This window comes from Streptomyces sp. NPDC042100, assembly GCF_055582325.1.
On sequence record NZ_JBVJDK010000008.1, the window covers coordinates 142,570 to 164,143 of the forward strand.

The window sequence follows — 21,574 nt, forward strand, 5'->3', positions numbered from 1 at the left end:
TGACCGAACGGGGCGTTTTGCTGTCTTCCTGCGGTCGAGCTACGAGCAGAACGACGACCGTACGGCGGCCACGATGTCCGCCGCTTGCTTGTCCGTGAGGCTCGGTACCGTGCCCCCCTCGTAACGCGTCCTCGTGTTGCGCTGGACGGTCGCCGCGTCCTTGCCGCCCTTGATGTCCGCGCAGACGTTCCGGGCCCGGTCTACTGCCCGTTCCTCCTTGGCGACCAACCCCGCGTCTATGGCGCGCAGTGCCGCTATGAGCGTCGTGCGCTGTCCTGCGTCGGGCGCGGGCACGATGCTTGTCGTCGGCGCTGTTGCGGGCTTGCTGGACGCTTCCGTGGTTGCGGCAGTTGATGGCTTTGCGTTCGGCGCTGCCGTGGTCTTGCTGTCGTCCTCGAACAGCGAGAGCAGCCCCCCAACTGCGAGCACCGCAGCCCCCGCGATAACCCATGGTTTCTTCTTCCGCTGCATAGCGGTCCCTCCCCTGGTGGTGCGTTGATCGCCCGCATCTGTATCACGCCGTTCGCGCAGGTCACGAGCGGTTCTGACATAGAAGGAGCCCCGCTCGGATGATTCTCCGAACGGGGCTCTTTCTGCCTGCGGGGGCGCCTAGACCGGGGCGTCCAGGTCTGCGCGGTCCGCGTGCCACGCTTCCTCGTAGCGCTCCCTGTCGCGCTTGAGACGGGCGTCAGGCTCGATGTCCTCCATCAGGTACTCCGCGTGCTTGAGCACGATGAGCGCGGCGCGCTCCATCCCTGCGGCGGTCTGCTTCGCCGTCTTCTGCCGGGCGGGGGTCTCGTGCCGCTCCGAGTTCAGAACCAGTGCCCACGCCTCGCACACGATGTGCGCGTAGACCGGGTTCACTTCCTCGGCGAGTGTCTGCGCCAGGTACTGCCGCTCTCGTGATGCCAGGGCCACGTCTGGCCCTCCCTTCCGTGTGGTGTCCGATAGTGCCATTGCGAAAGCCCTATGCGCCCCGCTCCAGCTCTCCGGGCATCGGGCCGGGGTCCACGCCCACGACGTGACTCGGGCACGCGTACTGCACGAACCCGGGGCCGCTCGTCCACCAGTAGCCGACCTCTACGGGCGCCCATGTCCAGTCCTCGCAGCGGACGCAGGACGCTCCGCGCTTGGGGGCGGGCTCGGGCCGGAGGAGAGCAGAGACGTACCGGTCGGGGGTCACGCGGTCACCGTCGCGGTGTCCAGCGCGGCGAGGGCGGCGAACTGGTCGCCCTCGTAGCCGTACGGGTAGTCCACGCCTGCCCTGGCGAAGACGGCAGCGCGGCGCCGCTCGTGGATGACGGACAGCTCTAGCGTGCTCTCCGCCGGGGCGTAGGGACGGACGAGCTGTGTATCTTCGCCCCGGAGCGGCATCTGCCGGTCCCGGACGTGCTTCGGGGTCGGGGTGGGCCACGGCCTCATGTGGGGGCCGGTGAGGGTGGGCAGTGTCTCGGGTGCCTGGTAGGCGGCGCTGTGGCGTCCGGGCCGGCGGTCCGTGGCCCGCAGGGCAGTCCACAGGATGAGCAGCAGCCCCAGTCCAATGGAGGTGTAGGCGATAAACTCGCGCATGTCGGTCAGCTCCTAGAAAGCTGGTCGGTGGTGCCCCGGCGGACCGGTCCTAAGCGGTCTTCCGGGGCGTTTTCGTGTTCGGGGAATCACGCTAAGCCAACTTGTCTAACTCGTCTACCTGTCTAACTCATCTACTCGTCTAAGTCGCTCAGGATTGGCGGTTTGTCTACGCTTCCCCCATGCCCGAGACCAGCGGACCCCGCGCCCCGTACATGGATGTGCTGGACGCGCTCCTGTCGGAGATCAAAGGCAAAGTTCCCGGAGAACCGATCTCGTCAGAGGCCGAGCTTTGCGCGCGGCACGGAGTGGCCCGGATGACCGCGCGCCGGGCGATCGGCATTGCTCGTGAGCGCGGGCTCATCGAGACCCGGTGGGGAAAGGGGTCGTTCGTTGCTCCCGCTCCGGCCGGCTCGGGCAGCGAGGGCGACGGCCAGGCGGACGACTAGGAAGAGCCGAAGGAGCCCGGCGGCATCCCGTAGCGTTCCGGGTTCGCGATGCTGTCGGCCCGCAATGCTTCGCGGGTCGGGTCGGCTACGTTCCATGAGTGCTCGGCCGGGTGGTCGGCGTAGAGATCACACACACGCTCGGGGTCGGCCTCGTACGCCTCGCAGTGGGCGAGGGTGACGATGGCGTACCCCTGGTCGTCCCAGCGGAGCCGGACGCAGCGGTAGGTCTCGGGGCTGTCTCCGATGTCCCACAGGTGGTCCGCGTGCCAGCCGTCGTGGCTCTCGCCGAGTTCGCACATGGCCATCTCGCCGGCGATGTGGTCGGGGTAGTCCAGTTCCGGGGTGGCGCGCATCGCTGCGAGCGTCTGAGCGTAGGGACGTGGCCGGACGGCCGTGCACTGCAACATCGGGGTCCTAGTCCGGAGGCGGCGAAGCGTCTAGGTCTGGTTCGCCGCGCTCTTCCCGTAGGGCGTCCCGTGTCGGGTCGGTGATGTCCCACGAGCACGCGGACGGGTGACCGGTGAACAGGACGCAGTGGTCCTGCCCGGGGGGATCTGCGGTGCACCGGTCGCGCCCGACGAATACCGCGTCGTAGTAGTCCGTCCAGCGGAGCCAAACACCGGGCGCGAGTCCAGCCGGAGGCCACATCAGACCAAAATGCGGACCCTCGTGGTCTTCGCCGAGTTCGCACAGCGCGTACCCCATCATGACGTGGTCAGGGGTTTCCGGCGGGGCCTCAGCCACCTCCGTAGCGGCTATGAAGTCGGGGATGGACAAGCGGTTGATCGCGGTGCACTGGAGCATCGGCTACGACTGCCCTTCGGCTTCCCAGGAGTGCCCGCAGTCGTGGGCGAGCGGCAGCCAGCACGCCGTTCGAGCCTTCAAGGGCAAGGACATGTCGTCCTGTTCACAGATAGGCACGCGCACATAGATGATCTTGTCGTCATCCCACTGGACCCAGAGTTCCGGTTCGGCCCCAGGCGCGAACATGCAGTCCATGTGGCGCCCGTTGTGCTCGGTGCCGAGTTCGCAAACCCCGAACGCGTCAGCGAGTGGGGGATAGTCGCTCTCGGGGGCGCCCGCGTCGCGCATGGCGGTCAGCAGCTCGACGTAGGGCAGGCGCCGTGTCACGTGGCAGAGGTCCATGGGTGCTTTCCTGAGGGGGAGAGGGTTACCGGGATTCGGCGCGGCGCCGGAGGATGTCCACGGCCTCACCCCACGTCCGCACGGGCACGCCCCATTCACGGAGCTGCGCGGCGATCCAGTGGGGGGCGATGCTGAACTCGCGTGCGAGGGCGTTGACGGAGACGGCACCGGAGGCGTACCGCTTGGACACGTCGTCACGCTGTTGTGCAAACCGTTCCCGCGCGGTGGCGAGTTCTTCCGGCGAACGGTGGGCGCGTCCACGGAAGACGTGGCCGGGGCGGGTGTGTAGGTGCATCTGCTGACGGGAGCGGCGGGGGACGCCCCAGTCGTCCAGCAGGGCACGCAGCCACGTTTCGGATACGGCGTAGTCGTCAGTGATCCGCGATATTCGTTCGCCCGCCTTGTAACGGGCGATGATCACGTCTTTGTCAGCGCGGGCAACGTCACAGGCAGCTTTACGCTGCGCATAGGTGGGGCGGGCCACGAGCACCTTCGGGGGTGTGAGGGCCCCGCCCGCGCACCACGGGGGCAGCGCACGGACGGGGCGGTATGGGCGTCAGTCGTTGCCCTTCTGCCGGAAGTCGGTCAGCGCGCGTTGGTACAGCGTCTGTCCGGCGTAGGCGGAGTAGGCGGGAGCCGGCGACGCGGTTTCGATCACGTGCTGAGCGGCGGCTTTCAGGGCGGCCGCCCACGCCAACACGTGCTGTTGACCTTGGCGCCCGCAGTCCTGAGGTTCACCGGGGAGGCAGAGGGGCAGGGGCTCCGGCGCGATCTTGTTCACGCTGTGCCGGAGGTACCGCGCCACCGTCAGCCAGTGCTCTTCTGACTGAGGGGACGGGGCGGCATGGGTACCACACCACACCTCGAAGTCGTCACCGTGATCGTTCATGCGTCGCCGCTCTCTTCTCAGGCGGTGGCGCCCACAGCGGGCGCGTCCGCTTTCTGGGGGTCGCAGTGTCCCACCGACGGCACGCACGGCCCGCACGGCCCGCACATCGGAAGGAACTGCGGAGGTGTGCAGGCGGCGCGGCCGGCGCCGTGTACCTCGGTGATGTCGGCTGTCACCTTGGCGGCCTGGGCACCGTTCCACACGTCCGCCACCGAGCGCTCCAGAACGTTCCCCAGCCTGAGGAACCGTCCCAGCACGCACGGCCACATGTCGCCGTCCGGACCGATGGCGGCTTTCTCGTGGGCACAGTGCCCACACAGGTCAGCGATCGTGGGGGCGGCTCCCTTGCTTGCCCTGCCGAACGCCCGCGTGCGGTCGCCGCCGACCTGCGGCACGCCGAGGTTCAGCAGATCCGCGGTGGCTTCCTGGACACGCTGTCCGGGGCTGACCGCCACGACTCCGCCGCGCAGCGGGATACCCAGGTCCAGCGCCTTGGCGACGTTGGCGCGGGTCTTCTTGTGGGAGCCGCGAAGCTGTGTCACGGCGTCGTGCTCGGTGGAGTCGTCCGAGTAGTACGAGGTGGCGAGTCGCACCCCGCAGTCCTGGAACACCTGCCACAGTTCCTCACGGATGTGCGTCATGTTCGAGAACACCTCGATGCCGAGGTCACGCCCGTGGGCGTGCCGGATCAGCTCGGGGAGGTGCGGGTAGAGCGTCGGTTCTCCGCCGATGAACTGGACATCGAGCGTTCCCATGTCCGCCAGCTCATCGATGACGCGGCCCCAGTCGGACACGGTCATCGTGCCGTGAGTGCCGGTGGGGCCGGAGTCGGCGTAACAGTGGTCACAGAACTCCTGGCAGAGTCCCGTCACCTCCAGCCACGCGAACTTCAGTAACGTTGCCGCTGCCATTGGTCATGCTCCCTCGGTGAGTGGGTGTTCCTCTGGCACCGGTGGGGAAGGTGCAACTTCCCCACCGGGCTTAGCGGTTGGCTCCGCCTAGACGGCGAGCAGCCACCCCGTGGCGTCGCTCGGAACGGTCTCGTCGTCCTGGCGCTCGTCGGTGTCCGGGTCGGGGGCCGGCTCGGTGTCGCTGGTGGTGCTGATGGTCGGGTCCTCGGTCACGGGCTCGATGGGCTCGGACATGATGGTCCTTCCTTTCTGGTGTGCTTTGCTCTTGCGGCCCGCACCCTCGGCCCGGGGGGGTACGTCCGGGCCGAGGGGCGGAGTCTGTGTGCGGGTCCCACCCGTACCTAGAGAGGAAAATGCGGGCGGGACCCGCTGTGCAGCCCCTCGCCGGCGGCCAGTACCGTGACCGGCGGCACCGCTGGAGAGGCCCCGGGGGGGCGCCCTCGGGTATCTCCGCGCGGGGGAGTTTCCACCGTCCGATCCGGCTCGGGCGGCTCACGGCTCGCAGGACTGCACGTCCCCGCCCGGAAGAGCGGGGGTCTAGGGGGTGCTCGTGACCAGGGCCACGTATTCGAGCGCGACCGCGAACACCGCGTGCCCGGTCTCGGCCGTGTGCGACTCACACGACACCGTGGAGGTCGGCGGTTCGGTTGCCGGCTGTGCTTCCCACGTGCACTCACCGGCGAGGCATCGCGCCGTCATGGTCAGTTCAGCGAGAGGGTGCGCGGCCATGCGGTAGACCGTGGTGCCTATGGCTGTGGTCACGGAACGGTGCGGGAGACCGGGGCCGTGACCGCGCGGACCGTGACCATCTCCGTTTCGGTCGGCGGGCGCAGGTCCGCGCGATCGGCGAGCCATTCGGTACCCCCGCCGAGGGGCCGCAGCCACAGCCGCTCGTCGTAGTGGTGCCCCTCGACGCGTCCGATCCGGGCGGCGCCGTCGCGGGTATCGACCACGAACGAGCCGATCTCGGCGCGGATGGGCGGCGGGGGCGGGGGGTGCTGCACGGTCGTCGTGTCGGACATGCGACCGCTCCTCTCCGTAGCACTTGCACTACTGGGAGCCGCTAGCGTGGCCTAGAGTCGATGAGCCATTCAACCTTGCGCCGTAGGAGTAAAAGTTGGCCAACGTGAAGGAGTTGGACCCCGAGTCGTCCAACCGAGCCGCATTCGGCGCACATTTACGCAGGCTGCGACTAGAGCAGGGTTGGACCCAGGTCGAGTTGGGCAGCCGCATGGGGTACTCAGCCGTGCATATCTCGACTGTGGAAACCGGTCGAAAGATAGCTACTTTGCGGTTCGCGCGGAAGGCGGACATCGCCTTGGGAACCGGGGACATGTTCGAGCGTGAGCTACAGGACATGCGCCTCAGCTCGCTGATGGATGGCTTCCCGGAGTACCTCGAAGTCGAGCCGCTCGCCGTAGAGCTCAGGTTGTACAACGTAGGTGTGGTCCCGGGTCTGCTCCAGGTCCCCCAGTACGCTGCCACGCTGGAGGCCGCCGAGGTCCGCCGAGGTGCAGCAACACAGGCACAGGCCGAAGAGCGGCAGACTCTCTTGATGCAGCGCCAGGCCGCCGTGATGCACCCGGGCGGACCTCAGATGTTCGTCGTCTTAGACGAGAGCTGCATCCGCCGCCCGATGGGACCGCCCGCTGTGATGAAGGCCCAGTTCGCTCGCATTCTGGAGTTCGCCGAGACGCCGAACGCCATCCTCCAGGTGGCACCGTTCGCCATGGGTGAGAGGCGTCCGTTCAACCTTCCGATCAACATTCTGACGATGCCGAACCGGTCTCTCATGGCGTACGCCGAATCGGCCCAGCGGGGCCACCTGGAGCGGGAGACCACTGCGGTCCTCCCCGTGCTTGCGGCCTATCATCACCTACAGGCCGAATCCCTCTCGCCAACGGATTCTGTCGCCATGATCGAGAAAGCACGAAAGGGCATGTTGTGACCGAAACGCCACACCCCGACTGGTTCAAGTCCTCGTACAGTGGCCAAGGTGGGGAGTGCGTGGAGGTGGCCACCAACCTTGTCGTTACAAGCTGCGTCGTGCCCGTCCGCGACTCGAAGGTTCCCGCCGGCCCGACGCTCACCGTCCCCGCCGCCGCGTTCGCCGCGTTCATCGACGGCGTCAAGAGCGGCCAGCTCGGCGCCTGAACGCACAACAGCCCCGCCCTGCCCCGTAGTTGGGTGCAAGGCGGGGCTTTGTCATGCTGCCGCGAGGCGTGCCGGCCGGAGCCGGAGCAGACGGGACAGCTCGGCGGGCGGGGCCTGGTCGGGCGCCCGGTCGGTCAGCCAGACGCCGAATCCGCTGTCTTCACGGGATACCGCGATGCGGTGCACGCTGACGCCGTATCGGAGGGCGAGCCCCGCGCGGACGAGCGTCCTGGCCATGGTCGCCGCCGCTTCGTACGCGTCCGTCCGGGACGGCAGCCCGTCAACGACCGTCCGGGTGGGCGCGGTAGTCATGCCGCGTCCTGGTCGCGCAGGTCGCGCAGGTCAGCGAGGCGCCGCGCGCGGTGCAGGGCCGCAACCCTGCGGCGGTCGTCCAGGATGACCCACGGCTCACAGTGCGGGACCCAGCGCGCGGTTTCCTCGGAGCGCTGCCAATACCACTGAGCCACGATGTCGTCGGAGCCGATGTGATGCGCGGTGATCCGCCACATCAGCTCGCTTCGGTCTTCCAGTAGGCCGGCGACGCGGGGACCGTACAGGGCGAGTGCGGCGGAGAGATCCCCGTCCGTGGTGGCCTGGATGCGGCGGGCGGGCACGGTGTAGGCGGGTACCCACTCCCAAAACAGACCGCCCGGTCCGCGCTGAAACAGCTCTACGCGCAGCTCGCACATGCCCCCACCCCTCGGTGCGGTCTGCGGCGTAGCGGTCATGTCCCTTTCAGCACCCATTGTCCCACCCCTGCTACTCGACGTATCGAACATCTCTGCGGTTGCGGCATCGACATTAAGCCACCCCCCTCCAGTCACGCAAGGGGCTTTTTTCAAAGACCCGCAGGTCAACGGCACTAACGAACCGTGCGGTTTGGTTTTTAGCTGTAACTGCGACTCAAAACAGCCACGGACGGCGGTAGTTGAGAGCCGAACAGTCGGAATGCCCTGTTTACCCCACTAATGATCATCATGGGTACGTGTAAGTCCAGACAGCAGGCGTGCAGCCTCACACGCAGGTCTGGCAACGGTGGCCACCGTGCGGCCCGAGAGGTCCCTCACGTGCATGTCCACCAGGGCACCGAGGCGCGTCACGGTCACGGTCCCGCCGTCGCGGGTCGGCAGGATCACCATGCGCGTGCACCAGCCTGGTACAGCTCGGCGAACCGGGTTTTGCCGTACTTCCGGGCTTGCTTGACCTGTGCCGTGGTCAAGCCCATGTCGGCCGCAAGGTCGGCGTCAGGGCCGTCCCCGTAGCAGCCGAGGGGGGCGATGCCGTGATCTGCCTTGAGTACGTAGCGGTACCGCTCGGACAGCAGCCCCAACGTACGGTGCACGCACTCTCGGATCACGCGCTGGCGGTGGCCCGCGATGTCGGCCGAGTCCACCAGATCGGCGGGTACGCCGACCTCCTGAGCGATCACGTCCCCGAGAGTGAAGCTCTCGCCGTGCCGAGCGCTGGTGGCCGGCCTGTCCAACGAATCGAGCCCGAGCCACGAAAGGCGAGCTGCGTGCGCAAGTTCGGCAGTCAGCCTGTCGGTTCCACGCTCTTCGGAAGTCGCGATTCTTACGGCCTCGTAGGGGTCGCCGGCGGCGAGGCGAAGGGCGTTCTCAAATCGCTTGGCCGTGTAGGAACTGACCCCGGGGCGGGTGGCCTCGCGGCGCGCGTCAGCCATGGCCCGGGTAATCCGTCGGTCTATGTGCGCCATGAACTGTGCAGGGTCGTCGCCGCCGAAATCGCCGAGGGCTTCCCAAACGGCTATTCGCCCCACCTGTGCGAGGTCTTCCACCAGGTCCGTATCTGTGTGTCCGGCGGTAGTGGCGAACCTGTGAGCGCGGGCGTTCACAAGTTCATCGGTTTCCCGGATCACTGACGATACCGCGTCCAAGTCATTCGCTTTAGCGTCGGATATTTGGGCATGAGTGAGCTGAATCAAGGGGCACCGTTCCAGGTCGATTTGGTGGGCCGACGAGGGCCCGGGGGCTCCCGGAACGGAGTCGAAAAGGGCATGAGGGCCCCTCGGCTCGAGTGCAATGCGCCTTGCAAGAGGGCATGAAGATGCCCCGTCCCGGATGAGCAGGACGGGGCTTGCGCATTGCCGTGTCGCTGCGTGACACCGAAATTAGGTCGGCATCACGCAGCGGACAACGGCATAGATTCGTGCGTTATCTTCGCTTATTCGGGCATACCGTCCAGATCGACGGTGCAGCCGTTATCTGACGGATCGTCAATGCGCTATTCGTGATCAAACCGAGGGCAACCATGTCCATGGCCCATGTGTCCGCACGGGCGTAGAGCCGGGCATACCAGCAGGTCAGAGCCTTTCTTAGTAGTCCGCGCCGTACAGCGAGCCCCACGACCGCCCGCCGATCTCGGGGTCAGCGGTGATCGGCACGCCGTACAGGTCCATGGACATGCAGCGCTGGAACTCGCGCGCGATGTCCTCGGCGTCACCACGCGGGACGGACGCAAGAATCTCGTCATGGATGGGCAGGCGCATGTAATCGAGAAGCCCCGCATCCTCCATATTGAGCATGGCTTGCCCGAGCAGGTCGCGGGCCGCACTCTGGCAGGCATAATTCACGACGCTGTAAGTGCGGTCCCGGTCCAGCGGTAGCCGCCGACCTGTCGCCGAGACAAACACCATGCCGTTCTGAAATGCCTCACGCTGCCATCGCGAGGACGCGCGCTTGATCTCGGGAAACGCCCGGTCGTACGCGGCGACCGCTTGCGCGATCTCCGATTCTGTGGCTCCGGTCTGCCTCGAAATGGTTTTGATTCCACCCCCGTAGACCTTTCCAAATCCCGCACCTTTGAAGACTTTCCGGTCCTTCGGGGTGGCCTGGTCGCCCTTGATCAGGTGGGCGGTGTAGGCGTGGATATCGAATTTCTCGCCACCGCCGGTGAATCCCGCTGTCATGCGACGGACCGATGCGAGCGCTGCGAGGACACGCATTTCCACGGCCTGGAAATCCGTACTGACCATGACGTGTCCGGGCTCGGCGAGGATCGCGCGGCGGATCACGTGATCAGATGACGGGAGCTGGTGCAGCCCGTCCGTGACGGACATGCGGCCCGTGCGTGCGGCGAGGGGCGATATCACGGGGTGAATGCGCCCCGCAGCGTCCACCTTGCTCATGAACCGCTCGGCGTACGTCGTGCCCCACTTCGCTGCGCGCTTCGCTCTCAGGACCGCGTCCGCGAGGGTGTTGGGCTCTCGGGCCCCGATGCGCTGCCAGTCCCGGTCAAGGTCGGCGAGGGGCAGCAGGACGGCTTTATCCACCTTGAGCGCGCCCGCGTCGGTCCGCTCGGTCAGCGTCTCGCCCATGGCCGCAAGAGCTTCCGCCACCTGTGCGGGACTGCCCACCGAGACGACTCCGTACCGGGCCGCAACGGCGCTGTACGTCTCGGCTTCCTCGGCAAGCCGGCGAGCGAGCGGGGCCGCGTACTCCTGGTCCACCAGCAGCCCCCGCCGCTGCATCGTGGCGCAGAGCCTCGCTAGCTCGTGTTCATACGTCACCAGCTCGGGGCGCACGCCGAGCCGGTCCAGCTCTCGGCGGAGCATGGGGGCAAGCCGAGCGGTCAGGATCACGTCGAGACCGGCATAGAGCAAATAGGTTGGGTGCGTGAGCGGGATTCCCGCCCACCCGGTTTCCTTGGTGAATCCGAGACCGTTGAAGACCTTTGTAAGCCCGCCCTGCGTGTCCGGGGCCGCCGGGTCAAGCCACTTCGCCGAAAGTGGTTTGAGCGCGGTTCCTGCCCCGCCCTCGGAGGGCTGCCGAGGATCGATAAGTGCGGCGAGGATGCGCGTATCTGTCGTCCACGGGGTTAGGTCTTCCATGGGTATTCCGGCGCACTGCCCGAGGACGAGCCAGTCATAGGCAGCGTTGTGAATCAGGATTTCCCGGCAGCGCAAGAGCGCGTCACGGGCGTATGACTCGTGATATCCGCCCCGCTCGTACAGGATCACCCACGCGTCGCGCTCGTCGCCGAATTGCACCGTGCGCAGCCGAAACGCGGGGCTGAATATCTCCAAACCCGTGGTCTCGGTGTCCACGGCGATAGGGCCCCGCTCGCGCGCCCGGTAAAGCCACGTCCAGAACTCGTTTAGATCCTCCGTGGTCTCGGGCACGTGCACGGTGACGGTCTCGCCGGCTACCTCGTGCCGTAGCTCGATCATGCTTCCCCCCGAAAACAAAAAAGGGGGCCGCCCACCTGGTCAAGGTGAACGGCCCCGCGTGTGTATGGGCTAGCTGCCGAAGATTCCCGGGCCGGTCTGTTCGGGGCTCTCGTCGGCGAGGCGCAGACCGCCGAGGGAAATACCCCTCTTGGTGCGCTTCTTGATGGCTCCGCGTTCTTCCATGGCGGAATAGAAAGCCTGCCGTGTCCAGCGCTCACGCCCGGGAAGGTTCTCCGCCTCGCACCAGTCCAGATAGCTGTTAAAGGCGTCGTTCCCGGTCATGGTCACCGCGTCGTCGGCCCACTCCAGAACGCCCGGCAGGAAGCCCGCGAGCGGGTCCGAGGTCTCGCGGTACTCCTGCGATGCACCCGTGATGACCTGCGGGTCTCGCAGCCCCTCGCGGTACCAGGACACCGCCCCGCGGACCGCCCATGCGGCGATTCCCTCGGACTCGGCGAGCAGCTTCCTATCTAGCGCGGGGTCGCGTTCCTCGGGCGCAAACCACCTGGTGAAAGGCAGCAACTTGACCCGTCGCCAAAGCCCCTCGTCCTGACTCTTAAACTTCGGCTTGTGGTTCGTCGCCAACAGCAGCAGGAACGACGGACGGAACTCGAAGAATTCTTGACGCAGGAACCTTGCCGAAATCATGTCCTTACCGGTGACCCGCTTAAGGATTGATTCCGACATGGGCTTACCGCTCTCGCCCTCGGACGCCATGACGAGTCGGGCGCCACGCAATGCCGCAATATCATTGGGGATACCGCCGCTCTTGCGTTCCTCGAACGTGCTAAACGGAGTCGTCCGCGAAATGGCACGGAAAACGGAAGTCAGCGTGTCCACCAGCACCGATTTACCGTTGGCGCCCTTGCCCCACAGAACGGAAAATGCCTGTTCGGTGGTGTGGCCCGTGATGCCGTATCCGACCATGCGCTGAATATAGGCAGGCATGTCCGGCATCCCGGGAAAGATTTCCTCTAGGAACGCTTCCCACCGCAGACACGTGGCGTGCGGGTTGTAGTCGATATCGAGCGCGTACGTGAGTAGGTCGGCCTGGTCGTGCGGGCGGAGCCGGCCCGTGCGGAGATCAACCGTGCCATTGCGGAAGTTCAACAGGTCGGGACGGTCGTCAAAATCGGTCGCGCCGATGGACACGTTGGGAACGGAACACAACTCGGTCAGCAGCGCGTCAATGCGGGACGTCATCGTGAAACCGCGTGCCAACTGGTTTTGACCCGCGAGCACCAGGGCGGCCCCCATGCGGTGGATTTCCTGCCTCACCCGCATATCCGAGCGGACCCAAATCCGGCCGTTCCAGGTGTAGAAACCGAGACCCGCCGCATACCGGATGGTGCCGTTGTTGAACGCGACCAGGGCGTGAGCGTTCATCGCGTCCGATTCGCCGTACTGGCCCACCAGGTCCGACAGGATGCGCGCGGCCTCGCTGCCCTGGTCCCGGGACACCGAGTCGGCACCGGTGCGGTTCGCCAACTCTGTTGCACGGGCGGCCTCTTGAACCTCGGCGTTGTCTCTTGCGGGTCGGGCCGCCTTGACCGCACGGTGCAGTTCGGCGGGGAACGCGGCAGGGTCCCGTGCGCGCCAGTCGGTCAGGTCGTCGCCCTGGTGGGGAATGTCGAGTACCAGGGCCGTGACCCCGTGGGCGGTCAGCCCCTCGGCGAGACGTTGTGAGAACCCCGAGCCCGCGCGGTCGCTGTCGCCGCAGATGATGACGAGCTGTCCGCGCAGCCCCTCGGCAAGCTCGGCGACCAGCTCGGGCGAGCCGGCGAGCGAGGCGCCACGGACCACCACCGCGTTGTAGCCGACTGCAACGGCCGTGAGACCGTCTCCCGGGCCCTCGGTCACCAGGACCGTGCCGTATCCGCCCTGGCCGCGCATGACCCCGTACGGGGCCCATCGGTAGCCCTTGGGGTTCATGAGGGACAGCCACCGCCCGGGACAGTCGCCGGTGAGGTCCCGGCCCTGTAGCCCGCGCGATACTCCGTCGAACCCGACCAGGGGCACGGTCAGCCGAGGAAACGCGCGGTAGGCCCGGGACAGGTAGGCGAACCCCTCGTCCTGGCGCCCGTCATCCACACCGACACCGAGTTCGGCGGCAGTGTCCAGGTCGAGCCCGAAGCGGTCCGCGAGATACGCCCGTGCCCTTGCGGGCCACTCGCCGGCGTAGTCCCCCGCAAGGGCGGTCGAACACCGGTCCGCGTACGCGGCGAGGGCGGCCGTGTGGGCCACGGGAACCAGCTCGGGGCGGCCGGCAGCCACCACGGCCCCGGGGCCGGTCGCGTCGAACAGGTCAGACCACGTGAGCCGTGCCGCTGCGATCACGTCGGCGGTGTCGCACCCCGCCCGACAGGTCATGCGGACCTTGTTGTCATCGCCCCGCCAGATACGCAGTGACGGGCGCGAGTCCTGGTGTCCGGGGCAGAGAGCCGCATAGCCCCCGTCCCCCTCGGTCGTCACCTGGTCGAAGCGGTCGAGCAGGTCAGCGAACAGCATGGGCGCTCACCCCCGAGGGGACATTGCGGCGGTAGTCGCCGACCAGGTGCGCGAAGTCCCGCACGGTGGTGGTCAGGTACCACCGGCCCGTGTTGAGTCCGCGCAGCGAGACCGACCAGCCGTAGAGCGCCGCGAATTCCTGCGTGGGCATCCCGAGGGCGAGCCGTATCCGGGTCCACGTCCTCACCGACACGTGCACGCGGCCCATGGCGACGGAGTGACCGCGCATCTTCCGCACGACCACGCCGTAAGGAAATCCCGCGTGCCCCGCCTCGACCTCCGCTTGCCGAATCCACGTCGGCACGGCGGGGGTTGCGGTGTTCTTCGCTTCCAGCACGAACGGGGCCGCGTGGATATCGCCCACGTCCCGCGCGCCTTCCTGTGCGGCTCGGCGGACGTTCGCCCCGTTCATCGGGTCGAGAAACTTTCCGTGCGCGTCCACTAGTCCGAGAAACGCGTTCAGGTAGTCGCGTACGGCGCTTTCCCATTGCGTGCCCTTGGACTTGTTCGGGTTAGCCACGGTCGGCCCCCTGGTGGATCACGCACCCGCGCCCCATGGCGTGCGCAGCCGCAGCGAGATACCGCAGCCAGTCCGGGCGTGCCTTCCACCCCGGCATTAGGTACAGGTCGTCCCCCGCGCTGAGTTCGCGTATGTCGCCGATCGGCGGGGCGTATTCGGCGCTAATTTCGTAGATCATGATTCCCCCCCATACGGAAGGGCCGGGCACACCACGCGGGTACGTCCGGCCCTTCCGGTTGTGCGTTTTACTCGTCTCGCTCGCCTGTCACGTCGGGCAGGATCAACCGGACGTGCTCGGCGGAAATCCACTCAGAACGCAAGGAGCGCCGCTTAGTGAATCCGGATTCAGTTCCGGTCGGCCGTACGAGCAGCATCGGCCGGAGCCGTCCGCCCTCGATGCGTGCCGTTACCCGCTTCACCACCGCATCGGCTAGCCGTACGCGGTTCCCCTGTCGTGCGGCATAGGCGACCAGGTCCCCCGGATACAGCTCGTCGCCCGCGTAGTCCGTGATTACGCCCCGCTTCCCCATGTGTCCCCCTCGGAATATCGCTGTGTGTCATCAGGTGTCGGAATGCCGCGTAAGCCTGCGGCGGGCACACTCCATTGCCGATGGCCTTGAGCTGGTCGCGGCGGCTGAGCCCCGGGACGGCGGTCACCCATCCGGGGATGCCCATAAGCCATTCGGCGAACTCGGCCGTAACGCGCACTCCGCCGCGCGGACCCTTTTCGGTCGGGGCAGGTGCGGGGCAGTCGGTCAGGTCTTCCCATCGGCGGATTGCGGGCAGGAATTCGCCCCACCATGCGGAAGGAGAATGACGAACGTCCGCAGATTCATCCCGCCCGTCCGGCTCGGGGAATTCCCTGGCCCACCCGTCGCGTCTGAGGCTGTCGGAGTAGGGCAGTAGGAAACAGACTTCATCGGCGAGGGTGGCTCCGTGCAGACGTCGCCGATTCCCCCCCCCGCGAGGGGGCTTTCCCAGTACGAATATGCGGGTGTTGCGCCCCGCCATTCGTCCCAAGATTCGCGGTCGGGGTTTTCAGGCACGGCGAGACAGAACCATCTGTCTCGCTGGTGGGGGGCACCAATTGCGGATGCTCTATAGCAACACCACCGACTGTTGTACCCGATCTCGGCCAGCTCCCCGAGAACGTCGGGCATTCCTCGGCCGCGAATGACTGCAACGTTTTCCAGGAACACGAGCCCCGGTCGAATTGCGCGAATGGCCTCGGTGACGTGCGTCCAGATACCCGAGCGCGTGCCATTGATGCCCGCCCCTCTCCCTGCAATGGAAATGTCTTGGCACGGGAACCCGGCCGTAATGGTGGTCACTTCCCCCGCGAGGGCGGACCAGTCGATTTGTGTAATGTCGCCGAGGTTCGGCGCGTGCGGATAACGGGCCGCGAGGATCTGCGATGCTGCCGGATCGGTCTCAGCGACGTATCGCACCTGGTCACCGGTCAGCCGCTCGACCGCGAGGCCGAGCCCGCCATAGCCGGCGCACAGCTCAAGGATTGGCAAGGGAACCCCCTGTGAGGGGCGGGACAAGGGGCCCCGGGAATGGTCCGTCCGGAGCCCCAACCGCCACGGTCTTAGTAAGCGGGTTCCTCGGCGATAGCGTCCGACCACGCCTTAAGGACGCGAATTACCGGCTTACGGTACGAGACGTCACGACCTGCCTTGGTGGTGAACTCGACAAGCTCCATTTCAATGGAGCACAGAGCCTCGCCGTTAACCCTGTCGAGCGCGTTCTCCACCTGGTACAGAGTCTCCGCCAGCTTCCAAGAACCCGTCTGGAGCTTGAAAATGCCGAGGTCGTAATCGTCGGCGAGTCGGAAAGTCACTGCAATGGAGGGCGACGGACCCCGCTTGGACTTAGCGGCTGCCTTTCGGTCCTCCATCAGTTCCGGGCATCGGCACGGCTTTCCCTTGTCCTCATCCGGAGAAAGGAACTCCACGCCGTCACAGTGATGGATAAGCGCCGAGCCGTTCCACAGCTTGAGGTCCGAGGAAATCGCGTTGGCGCCGGAAAGAACAACCTTCGTGAGCGACTTGTCCGTCAGAACCTCGATGAAATTCTCAGAGGTGGAATCGGTCTCGACCGGCGTTCCGCCCATGAGCTGTGCGATAGCGTCGGCGACCGCAGGATCACCGGTCGTCACCCGCCATTCAGAAAGGGCAACGGGAATTCCGTTCTCCTGCTTGCCGAGGTGGAAGCGGCCTACCGTGTCGTCAGAAAAGGACTCCTTAGGCTTGGCGTTCGGGTCGGTCTCAAAAATGCGAAGTGCCATAGTCTTAGATCCCCCTGTTTTTGGGCATGAAAAAGGGCGAGCCGATTCGGTTTGGCCCGCCCTGGTGCTGGTTATGCGCGGCGCTGCGTACCGGTGATGAGCCGGCGGGCGCTCTCGGCAATCGCTCGGCCGAGCACGGTCTTAGAGGTCTCGCGGTCCCACGTGAACACGCGCCGCAGCGTCAGGAAGGTGTCGAAAACCTCGCGGTCGATGCGAACGGGCTTGAACGCCCAACCTTCCGGGGTGATATGGAGAACGGCGGCCCCGTCGAATTCCGGCATGGGCTCGGAATTCCCGTCCGGGGCAACGATCTTGTCGGCGTGCGCATAGGCCGCCATCTGCAACGCCACATCGGGATAAGTGGACTTGGAGGTCTTCCAATCCACAATCAGTGTGTGCCACTCGCCGGCCTGGTGGTCGGGCTTACCGTCCTCGCCGAGCCGAACCCGCAGGATCGCGTCAAAGCTGCCCGCGTACTCGTGCGAGTCGGACCACGCGATGTCCTCGGCGCGGACCAGCTCGGGGCGCACCACGTCCAGGAATTCGGCGAACCCCTCGCGGTAGGGCTCTAGATCGGGGTGCACTCGGCCGATGGCCTCGCCCCTCGCCATGCGCTCGAAAAGGTCATGCGCTTCCGAACCGACGCGGGCCCGGAGCTTGGTGTAGCGCGAGTGTGCGTTCCGCAGGTAGTCCACGGCCCCCGCTTCGTCCCGCTCGGCAATCGAAGCCACGGCGGGCAGGTTCGAGACCGCCGCCTCTGCGGTCATCCGGGCCGCCCACCAGACAAGAAACGGCTTGGGCAGCATCGCAACGATGCTGGTAACGCCCGGGTACTTGATCGCGGTTACCGGGTCCACGTACCACCGTGAACCCCCGCGCTGAATCGTCCGGATAGCTCCGGCCATTGGTTCCCCCTCGTATTGCTGTGCTTGTGCGACCAGCGGGGCGAGGGGTGATGAGGTGACGAAATAGCCTTACTTTTTTGGTGAACAAGAAAAAACCAAGAGAAAGAAAGACAGGGGCCACTTTCACCACCCCGTCACCCGCTGGTCAGCGGCGAACCGCGAGCGCGTCCACCAGGGCGTCAAGGTCGGCGACCGTGCCCGCGTTCGGGATCGTCACGTCCGCCGGGTACGCGTCTAGGTCCCGCTCGGAGACGTGCCGCGCGGCCTCGCCCCCCGCGCTCGCCCCGGGCCGCTCGACGCGGACCAGCAGCGCACCCCGCTCCCGCAGGGCCGCCGCCTCGTTCTCGTACCGGCAGTCCGTGACCACCACGGGCAGCCCCCACCGGTCGGCGACGTCGAGTTTGGCGAGGGCGGCGCGAAGCCAGTACCGCTCGTCCTGGTCCCGGACCCCCTGCCCGAGCCGCTGAAGGGTGCGGCGGACCTCGGGCCGTTGTTTGGCCCGGTCCCACCCTTCCCGCCGCAGCACGTCCGACAAGCGCACCGGGACGGAGCCGACGCCCGCCGGCTCATGCGTGACGATCGGGTCCAGTGACACGGCGAGGTCCCGCAGCGGGTCCGCAAACGCGACCGGAGTGAACGCGAACTTTCTGACGAGCCGATCGGCGGCGGTGTCCTTCCCGGAGCCCGCTCGGCCCATGAGGGCGATGTGCCGATAGGTCACGCGTCGGCCTGGTCGTCGGCCTGGTGCTCCTCGATGTCGTCGGCCTGGTCGTCGCGCTCGCGGGCCATAACGGTCTTCCGGTCCTCGGTGCGCTGGACAGCCTCACCGATACCGAGGACGGCAGCGACGAGACCGAGGACGAGCGCGCTCGGCAGCTCGGGCCGATAGTGCGCGACCAGGGCGAGGGCGGCGACCGCCACGGCGTAGATGCGGGCGGGGTGGGACTGAATGAACTGCACTGGTTCTCCTGTGAGTTGGTGACAGAGCGTCGAGATTTTGAGCAGCTACACGACCGGGCGATACGCGGACATGGCGGGCACCGGTCGGCACGCTGCGTGATGGTGCGGGCTACGGCTGCGGGACCCTCAGGGCGTCCCAGGTGGCACGCCCCGGCCACCCGTCCGCGGCGGCCCCGGAGAACCCGCGCTTGCGCTGCCACGCGGCATAGCTCTTGCGGTCCGCTTCGGTCCACTGCGGACCGGGCCCGGACGTGTAGCGCCCGCACCCCTCGGCGACCAGCCGGCGGCCTATGGCCGTTACGAGCGGGGAGCGCGGGTTGTGCTTGAACCACGCGGCCCCTGGGAAAGGCGCGTAGGCCGGTCTCGGCTTGTTCGGGGTCGAGCCAGCGAGCCGCTTAGCGCGCGTCACGATCTCCGGAAGCTGCGCCACGACCCGCGAGCCGGGACAGCTCGGGTGGTTGCCCCACGCCTTCCCGCCCATCGCGTGCCAGCCGAGCCCGCGACCCCCAGGCCCGGACGCCACCTGTAGCGGCACACCGTGCGTACGGTGCAGCCACGCAAGTACGTCGGCAATCCGGTCCATCTGCGCGGACGTGAGCGTGTCTCCGCCTCGCCCCTCGTTCTCGATAGACAGCCACGAGCTGTTGCCGTCGCCCTGCGCCCATGCCCGGTTAGCGGTGTCTACCCACTGGAAGAGCGCACCGCCCTTGCCGGTGCCGAAGTGCGCGGAGGCTCGGGCCGCAGGGTTGCGGAACCAACTATCCGTTCCCGCGAGGGTGCCCGCCATGATGTGCACGACCAGGCCCCGGACCGAACCCTGTCCCCCCTTGTTGTAGTTGACCGGGATGGGACGCCACTGCGCCCCGCTGTACTTCGCCACTTTCCCCCCTGATTTGGGCATGAAAAAGCCCCGCCCGGTGAGCCCGGTACGGGGCTGGTCGCTGTGCTGGTGGTCTTTACGCGCCGAGCTTGGCCACGGTGAGCCCGGCAGCCACGACGGTTGCCACGGCGGTAATCAGCGCCACGGGAAGCACGTATTTTGCGCGCTCCGATTCGAGACCCCTAATGCGGGTCTCGTGATCCTCTAGCGTCTCCGTCACGGTCTCGCCCTCCTGGCCGAGGCGCTGCACGTCTCCGCGCAGCCCAACAACCTCGTCGTAGATCTCCCGGGCGCCGATACGGACGCCTAGCGGGTCGTCCTGGTCCTCGATGCCGTCCCCCCCCTCTCTAGGTCGGTGGCGGTGCTCCTGGCCGTGTCGGCTGGTCCGGGGCGAGGCCGATGTCAGCCGGCGGCCCCGGGCTCCTGGCGCCGCGTAGCGCGAGTGTCTGCCGTACGGCCGAGCCCGTCCCCTCGGTGCGGGAGCCGACCACCCAGGCGAGGGTGTCCAGCGCGCCCGCCGTGTCCATGACCCGCACCAGGTCCCCGAGGTCGATCCGGGGGTCGGGCAGGATCTCGACACTCTGAAGTTGTGGGGCCGGGGCGGCGCCCGCCCGGATCAGCGCACGAGCGAGATCAGCGGCCGAGGTCCGGTCCTGGACCCAGGGGGCACCCTCATGCGCGTAGGACTGCACCCCGTACGCGGCCTGACTCGCCGTATCCCGCTCGGCAGCGACGGACACCAGTGGCGTGCCGCCCTGCGCGGCTTTCACGGCGAGCAGGCTGGACGCGTGGTAGTAGAACGTGGTGGCCGAGCGGTTGCGGATCGTCAGATGCGCCATACCGCCGTCCCGCCGAACCCCGAATTCCGCAGCCCCCCGCACCACCGGGGCGGTCGGGCTGGCAGTCGTCCGAATGACCAGCCTGCCGAAATTCGTGATGTTGTCGGCGACGACCGGATTTACGGGGTCGTACCGGTCCTCACTGATAGGCATACTGCGGGTGATCGTCCCGCCGGCGGGAACAGCTATCGGGCTAGACGGAGTATCCGTAACCCCGTCCGTCTCATAGTCGTGCCCGGCCCAGTTCTGCCAGCGGACAGAAATGTCATTGCGGCAGGCGTCAATTTCTTCAGTCACCGTGAGGCTTGCTAGCTCCCGCGCGGACGAAACCGTGAGCACGGGAACCGGATTTTCTGCCGCCCATCGGGTGTAATCCCGCCACCTGACAAAACCGTCCCTGTCGATTTCGACAGTGGACAGGGTGGCCCTTGCAATATCCGTCAGCACCGACCACGTATCTCCGGACACTGATGGAATGGCAGCCATGGGGAAAATCGGAGTCCCAAGCGCTGCTCCCTTGGTCCAGGTGTTCGTTAGGGTCCGCTCGTGGTCCGTCTCGGGTTTGCTCGTCAGCTGTGAAATCTGCATAGCCTCACAGCGGACGTTGTTGATCAGGAGATTCACGGACCGGAGATCACCGGCCGGTGATGGGGTAGCGGACAGGCTTTGGTCTGCCCCGATCCACGCATTACCGTCCCGCGTCACAGTGGGGGCGAGCGTGGGCACTCCAGCCGCATTCCACCGGAGCCACCAGCCGAAATGATAGGTGCCCGTACCGGCGATCGCCGGGGATGTCCATGTGAGCCGCTGATTCTGCGTGGGGTCAGCATTCGTCCCGTGGCTGGCAGTCAGTACGCCTGTCAGGAAATTGACATCCACCGTGACGTACCGGGAATCGGTGCCCGTGTCGTACTGGAGCCGGTACCGGATGGACTGCTCTCTAGTCGGATGGCTGAATACGGTATTAACCCACCCCTCTAGCCACAGCCCGTCAAGCGTCCGGTTGACCGTGGCCACAGCAGGCCGATAGGTAGCCTCGGCCGTGGAAAAGGTCCCATCCATCGCCGACTCAAAAGGCGCACCATTTTTGGTCCACAGCGTCCACAGGCCACTTAGTTTTTCGAGACTCCCCACACTGGGGGATGCGCCGCCGTGCATGGCCGCATAGAAAATGGACGAGCTGCGGGGCGGGGGGCACGTGTGAATTCCTGCGGCCCGTAGCAGGTGGTCCACCGCCCATGTACTGGACGCGATCCAGTAGAAAACGAGGCTGTTTTCCGTGACGGTTTTCAGGGGGATATCGGGGTGCGGCAGTCGTGCCGGCTGCCGCAGCCGTTCGGCGCCGTCGAGCGCGGACACCTGGATCGTGTC

27 protein-coding genes are annotated in these 21,574 nt (G+C 66.7%); 3 read left to right on the top strand and 24 right to left on the bottom strand.

Annotated elements, in window-relative coordinates:
- Positions 1-39 precede the first annotated feature (39 nt).
- From ACZ6J5_RS19595 to ACZ6J5_RS19605, 3 genes are all read right to left on the bottom strand, one after another.
- Positions 40-471 carry a DUF732 domain-containing protein gene (locus tag ACZ6J5_RS19595; RefSeq protein WP_469393118.1) on the bottom strand — a complete coding sequence of 144 codons (432 nt, stop codon included), beginning with the start codon at positions 469-471 and terminating at the stop codon, positions 40-42.
- A gap of 138 nt (positions 472-609) precedes the next feature.
- Positions 610-918, bottom strand: coding sequence for a hypothetical protein (locus tag ACZ6J5_RS19600; protein ID WP_469393120.1), 309 nt, complete (start codon positions 916-918; stop codon positions 610-612).
- A 261-nt stretch (positions 919-1,179) separates the two neighbouring features.
- Positions 1,180-1,569 (bottom strand): hypothetical protein, encoded by a 390-nt coding sequence (locus tag ACZ6J5_RS19605; RefSeq protein ID WP_469393122.1) that lies wholly within the window; start codon positions 1,567-1,569, stop codon positions 1,180-1,182.
- A gap of 179 nt (positions 1,570-1,748) precedes the next feature.
- Between ACZ6J5_RS19605 and ACZ6J5_RS19610 the strand changes: the two genes are divergently transcribed.
- Positions 1,749-2,015: a GntR family transcriptional regulator gene (locus ACZ6J5_RS19610; protein ID WP_469393124.1), complete on the top strand. Its 267-nt coding sequence runs from the start codon at positions 1,749-1,751 to the stop codon at positions 2,013-2,015.
- Here ACZ6J5_RS19610 and ACZ6J5_RS19615 read toward each other — a convergent pair.
- From ACZ6J5_RS19615 to ACZ6J5_RS19645, 7 genes are all read right to left on the bottom strand, one after another.
- Positions 2,012-2,368, bottom strand: a complete 357-nt coding sequence (locus tag ACZ6J5_RS19615) for a hypothetical protein (RefSeq protein WP_469393126.1) — start codon at positions 2,366-2,368, stop codon at positions 2,012-2,014. The two genes, ACZ6J5_RS19610 and ACZ6J5_RS19615, sit on opposite strands and share 4 nt — an antisense overlap.
- Positions 2,369-2,822: 454 nt before the next feature.
- Positions 2,823-3,161 carry a hypothetical protein gene (locus tag ACZ6J5_RS19620; protein ID WP_469393128.1) on the bottom strand — a complete coding sequence of 113 codons (339 nt, stop codon included), beginning with the start codon at positions 3,159-3,161 and terminating at the stop codon, positions 2,823-2,825.
- 25 nt (positions 3,162-3,186) lie between these two features.
- Complete coding sequence (locus ACZ6J5_RS19625) at positions 3,187-3,645, bottom strand: hypothetical protein (RefSeq protein WP_469393129.1); 459 nt, start codon at positions 3,643-3,645, stop codon at positions 3,187-3,189.
- Between the two features lie 72 nt (positions 3,646-3,717).
- Positions 3,718-4,050, bottom strand: coding sequence for a hypothetical protein (locus tag ACZ6J5_RS19630; protein ID WP_469393131.1), 333 nt, complete (start codon positions 4,048-4,050; stop codon positions 3,718-3,720).
- A 17-nt stretch (positions 4,051-4,067) separates the two neighbouring features.
- Complete coding sequence (locus ACZ6J5_RS19635; RefSeq protein ID WP_469393133.1) at positions 4,068-4,961, bottom strand: radical SAM/SPASM domain-containing protein; 894 nt, start codon at positions 4,959-4,961, stop codon at positions 4,068-4,070.
- Between the two features lie 87 nt (positions 4,962-5,048).
- Positions 5,049-5,195 (bottom strand): hypothetical protein, encoded by a 147-nt coding sequence (locus tag ACZ6J5_RS19640; RefSeq protein WP_469393135.1) that lies wholly within the window; start codon positions 5,193-5,195, stop codon positions 5,049-5,051.
- 524 nt (positions 5,196-5,719) lie between these two features.
- Positions 5,720-5,983, bottom strand: coding sequence for a hypothetical protein (locus ACZ6J5_RS19645; protein WP_469393137.1), 264 nt, complete (start codon positions 5,981-5,983; stop codon positions 5,720-5,722).
- Positions 5,984-6,078: 95 nt separating this feature from the next.
- Here ACZ6J5_RS19645 and ACZ6J5_RS19650 point away from each other — a divergent pair, with 95 nt between their 5' ends.
- Together ACZ6J5_RS19650 and ACZ6J5_RS19655 are read left to right on the top strand one after the other, a co-directional pair.
- A complete protein-coding gene (locus ACZ6J5_RS19650) occupies positions 6,079-6,909 on the top strand; it encodes a helix-turn-helix domain-containing protein (protein WP_469393138.1) in 831 nt (276 codons plus the stop codon).
- On the top strand, positions 6,906-7,115 hold the full coding sequence (locus ACZ6J5_RS19655; protein ID WP_469393140.1) for a DUF397 domain-containing protein: 210 nt from the start codon (positions 6,906-6,908) through the stop codon (positions 7,113-7,115). The genes ACZ6J5_RS19650 and ACZ6J5_RS19655 overlap by 4 nt, the downstream gene beginning before the upstream one ends.
- A 51-nt stretch (positions 7,116-7,166) precedes the next feature.
- Here the strand turns inward: ACZ6J5_RS19655 and ACZ6J5_RS19660 are convergent, their stop codons facing one another.
- The 14 genes from ACZ6J5_RS19660 to ACZ6J5_RS19725 all read right to left on the bottom strand — a co-directional run bounded on the left by ACZ6J5_RS19660 (position 7,167) and on the right by ACZ6J5_RS19725 (position 21,562).
- A complete protein-coding gene (locus ACZ6J5_RS19660) occupies positions 7,167-7,427 on the bottom strand; it encodes a hypothetical protein (protein ID WP_469393142.1) in 261 nt (86 codons plus the stop codon).
- Positions 7,424-7,804, bottom strand: coding sequence for a hypothetical protein (locus ACZ6J5_RS19665; RefSeq protein ID WP_469393144.1), 381 nt, complete (start codon positions 7,802-7,804; stop codon positions 7,424-7,426). Before ACZ6J5_RS19665 ends, ACZ6J5_RS19660 begins: the two co-directional genes overlap by 4 nt.
- A 443-nt stretch (positions 7,805-8,247) precedes the next feature.
- The gene (locus ACZ6J5_RS19670; protein WP_469393146.1) at positions 8,248-9,009 is read right to left on the bottom strand and encodes a sigma-70 family RNA polymerase sigma factor; all 762 of its coding nucleotides are present in this window, start codon (positions 9,007-9,009) and stop codon (positions 8,248-8,250) included.
- A gap of 438 nt (positions 9,010-9,447) precedes the next feature.
- Positions 9,448-11,301 carry a DNA polymerase gene (locus ACZ6J5_RS19675; protein WP_469393148.1) on the bottom strand — a complete coding sequence of 618 codons (1,854 nt, stop codon included), beginning with the start codon at positions 11,299-11,301 and terminating at the stop codon, positions 9,448-9,450.
- 69 nt (positions 11,302-11,370) lie between these two features.
- Positions 11,371-13,809 (bottom strand): phage/plasmid primase, P4 family, encoded by a 2,439-nt coding sequence (locus ACZ6J5_RS19680; protein WP_469393149.1) that lies wholly within the window; start codon positions 13,807-13,809, stop codon positions 11,371-11,373.
- The gene (locus ACZ6J5_RS19685) at positions 13,796-14,329 is read right to left on the bottom strand and encodes a hypothetical protein (RefSeq protein WP_469393151.1); all 534 of its coding nucleotides are present in this window, start codon (positions 14,327-14,329) and stop codon (positions 13,796-13,798) included. Before ACZ6J5_RS19685 ends, ACZ6J5_RS19680 begins: the two co-directional genes overlap by 14 nt.
- Before the next feature lie 755 nt (positions 14,330-15,084).
- Positions 15,085-15,957, bottom strand: coding sequence for a DNA cytosine methyltransferase (locus ACZ6J5_RS19690; protein ID WP_469393153.1), 873 nt, complete (start codon positions 15,955-15,957; stop codon positions 15,085-15,087).
- Positions 15,921-16,619, bottom strand: a complete 699-nt coding sequence (locus ACZ6J5_RS19695) for a recombination directionality factor (RefSeq protein ID WP_469393155.1) — start codon at positions 16,617-16,619, stop codon at positions 15,921-15,923. The genes ACZ6J5_RS19690 and ACZ6J5_RS19695 overlap by 37 nt, the downstream gene beginning before the upstream one ends.
- A 71-nt stretch (positions 16,620-16,690) precedes the next feature.
- The gene (locus ACZ6J5_RS19700) at positions 16,691-17,425 is read right to left on the bottom strand and encodes a hypothetical protein (RefSeq protein ID WP_469393600.1); all 735 of its coding nucleotides are present in this window, start codon (positions 17,423-17,425) and stop codon (positions 16,691-16,693) included.
- Between the two features lie 244 nt (positions 17,426-17,669).
- Positions 17,670-18,245: a deoxynucleotide monophosphate kinase family protein gene (locus ACZ6J5_RS19705; RefSeq protein WP_469393157.1), complete on the bottom strand. Its 576-nt coding sequence runs from the start codon at positions 18,243-18,245 to the stop codon at positions 17,670-17,672.
- Complete coding sequence (locus ACZ6J5_RS19710; protein ID WP_469393158.1) at positions 18,242-18,484, bottom strand: hypothetical protein; 243 nt, start codon at positions 18,482-18,484, stop codon at positions 18,242-18,244. Before ACZ6J5_RS19710 ends, ACZ6J5_RS19705 begins: the two co-directional genes overlap by 4 nt.
- 109 nt (positions 18,485-18,593) lie before the next feature.
- Positions 18,594-19,364 carry a peptidoglycan-binding protein gene (locus tag ACZ6J5_RS19715; protein WP_469393160.1) on the bottom strand — a complete coding sequence of 257 codons (771 nt, stop codon included), beginning with the start codon at positions 19,362-19,364 and terminating at the stop codon, positions 18,594-18,596.
- A 76-nt stretch (positions 19,365-19,440) separates the two neighbouring features.
- On the bottom strand, positions 19,441-19,614 hold the full coding sequence (locus ACZ6J5_RS19720; protein ID WP_469393162.1) for a hypothetical protein: 174 nt from the start codon (positions 19,612-19,614) through the stop codon (positions 19,441-19,443).
- A gap of 97 nt (positions 19,615-19,711) precedes the next feature.
- Positions 19,712-21,562 (bottom strand): hypothetical protein, encoded by a 1,851-nt coding sequence (locus tag ACZ6J5_RS19725; RefSeq protein ID WP_469393164.1) that lies wholly within the window; start codon positions 21,560-21,562, stop codon positions 19,712-19,714.
- Positions 21,563-21,574 lie beyond the last annotated feature (12 nt).

Coding starts and splice junctions, on each gene's coding strand:
- ACZ6J5_RS19675 (WP_469393148.1), bottom strand. CDS start 11,301: ATGATCGAGCTACGGCACGAGGTAGCCGGCGAGACCGTCACCGTGCAC.
- ACZ6J5_RS19680 (WP_469393149.1), bottom strand. CDS start 13,809: ATGCTGTTCGCTGACCTGCTCGACCGCTTCGACCAGGTGACGACCGAG.
- ACZ6J5_RS19610 (WP_469393124.1), top strand. CDS start 1,749: ATGCCCGAGACCAGCGGACCCCGCGCCCCGTACATGGATGTGCTGGAC.
- ACZ6J5_RS19605 (WP_469393122.1), bottom strand. CDS start 1,569: ATGCGCGAGTTTATCGCCTACACCTCCATTGGACTGGGGCTGCTGCTC.
- ACZ6J5_RS19640 (WP_469393135.1), bottom strand. CDS start 5,195: ATGTCCGAGCCCATCGAGCCCGTGACCGAGGACCCGACCATCAGCACC.
- ACZ6J5_RS19615 (WP_469393126.1), bottom strand. CDS start 2,368: ATGCGCGCCACCCCGGAACTGGACTACCCCGACCACATCGCCGGCGAG.
- ACZ6J5_RS19620 (WP_469393128.1), bottom strand. CDS start 3,161: ATGGACCTCTGCCACGTGACACGGCGCCTGCCCTACGTCGAGCTGCTG.
- ACZ6J5_RS19660 (WP_469393142.1), bottom strand. CDS start 7,427: ATGACTACCGCGCCCACCCGGACGGTCGTTGACGGGCTGCCGTCCCGG.
- ACZ6J5_RS19665 (WP_469393144.1), bottom strand. CDS start 7,804: ATGTGCGAGCTGCGCGTAGAGCTGTTTCAGCGCGGACCGGGCGGTCTG.
- ACZ6J5_RS19635 (WP_469393133.1), bottom strand. CDS start 4,961: ATGGCAGCGGCAACGTTACTGAAGTTCGCGTGGCTGGAGGTGACGGGA.
- ACZ6J5_RS19700 (WP_469393600.1), bottom strand. CDS start 17,425: ATGCTGCCCAAGCCGTTTCTTGTCTGGTGGGCGGCCCGGATGACCGCA.
- ACZ6J5_RS19645 (WP_469393137.1), bottom strand. CDS start 5,983: ATGTCCGACACGACGACCGTGCAGCACCCCCCGCCCCCGCCGCCCATC.
- ACZ6J5_RS19630 (WP_469393131.1), bottom strand. CDS start 4,050: ATGAACGATCACGGTGACGACTTCGAGGTGTGGTGTGGTACCCATGCC.
- ACZ6J5_RS19695 (WP_469393155.1), bottom strand. CDS start 16,619: ATGGCACTTCGCATTTTTGAGACCGACCCGAACGCCAAGCCTAAGGAG.
- ACZ6J5_RS19595 (WP_469393118.1), bottom strand. CDS start 471: ATGCAGCGGAAGAAGAAACCATGGGTTATCGCGGGGGCTGCGGTGCTC.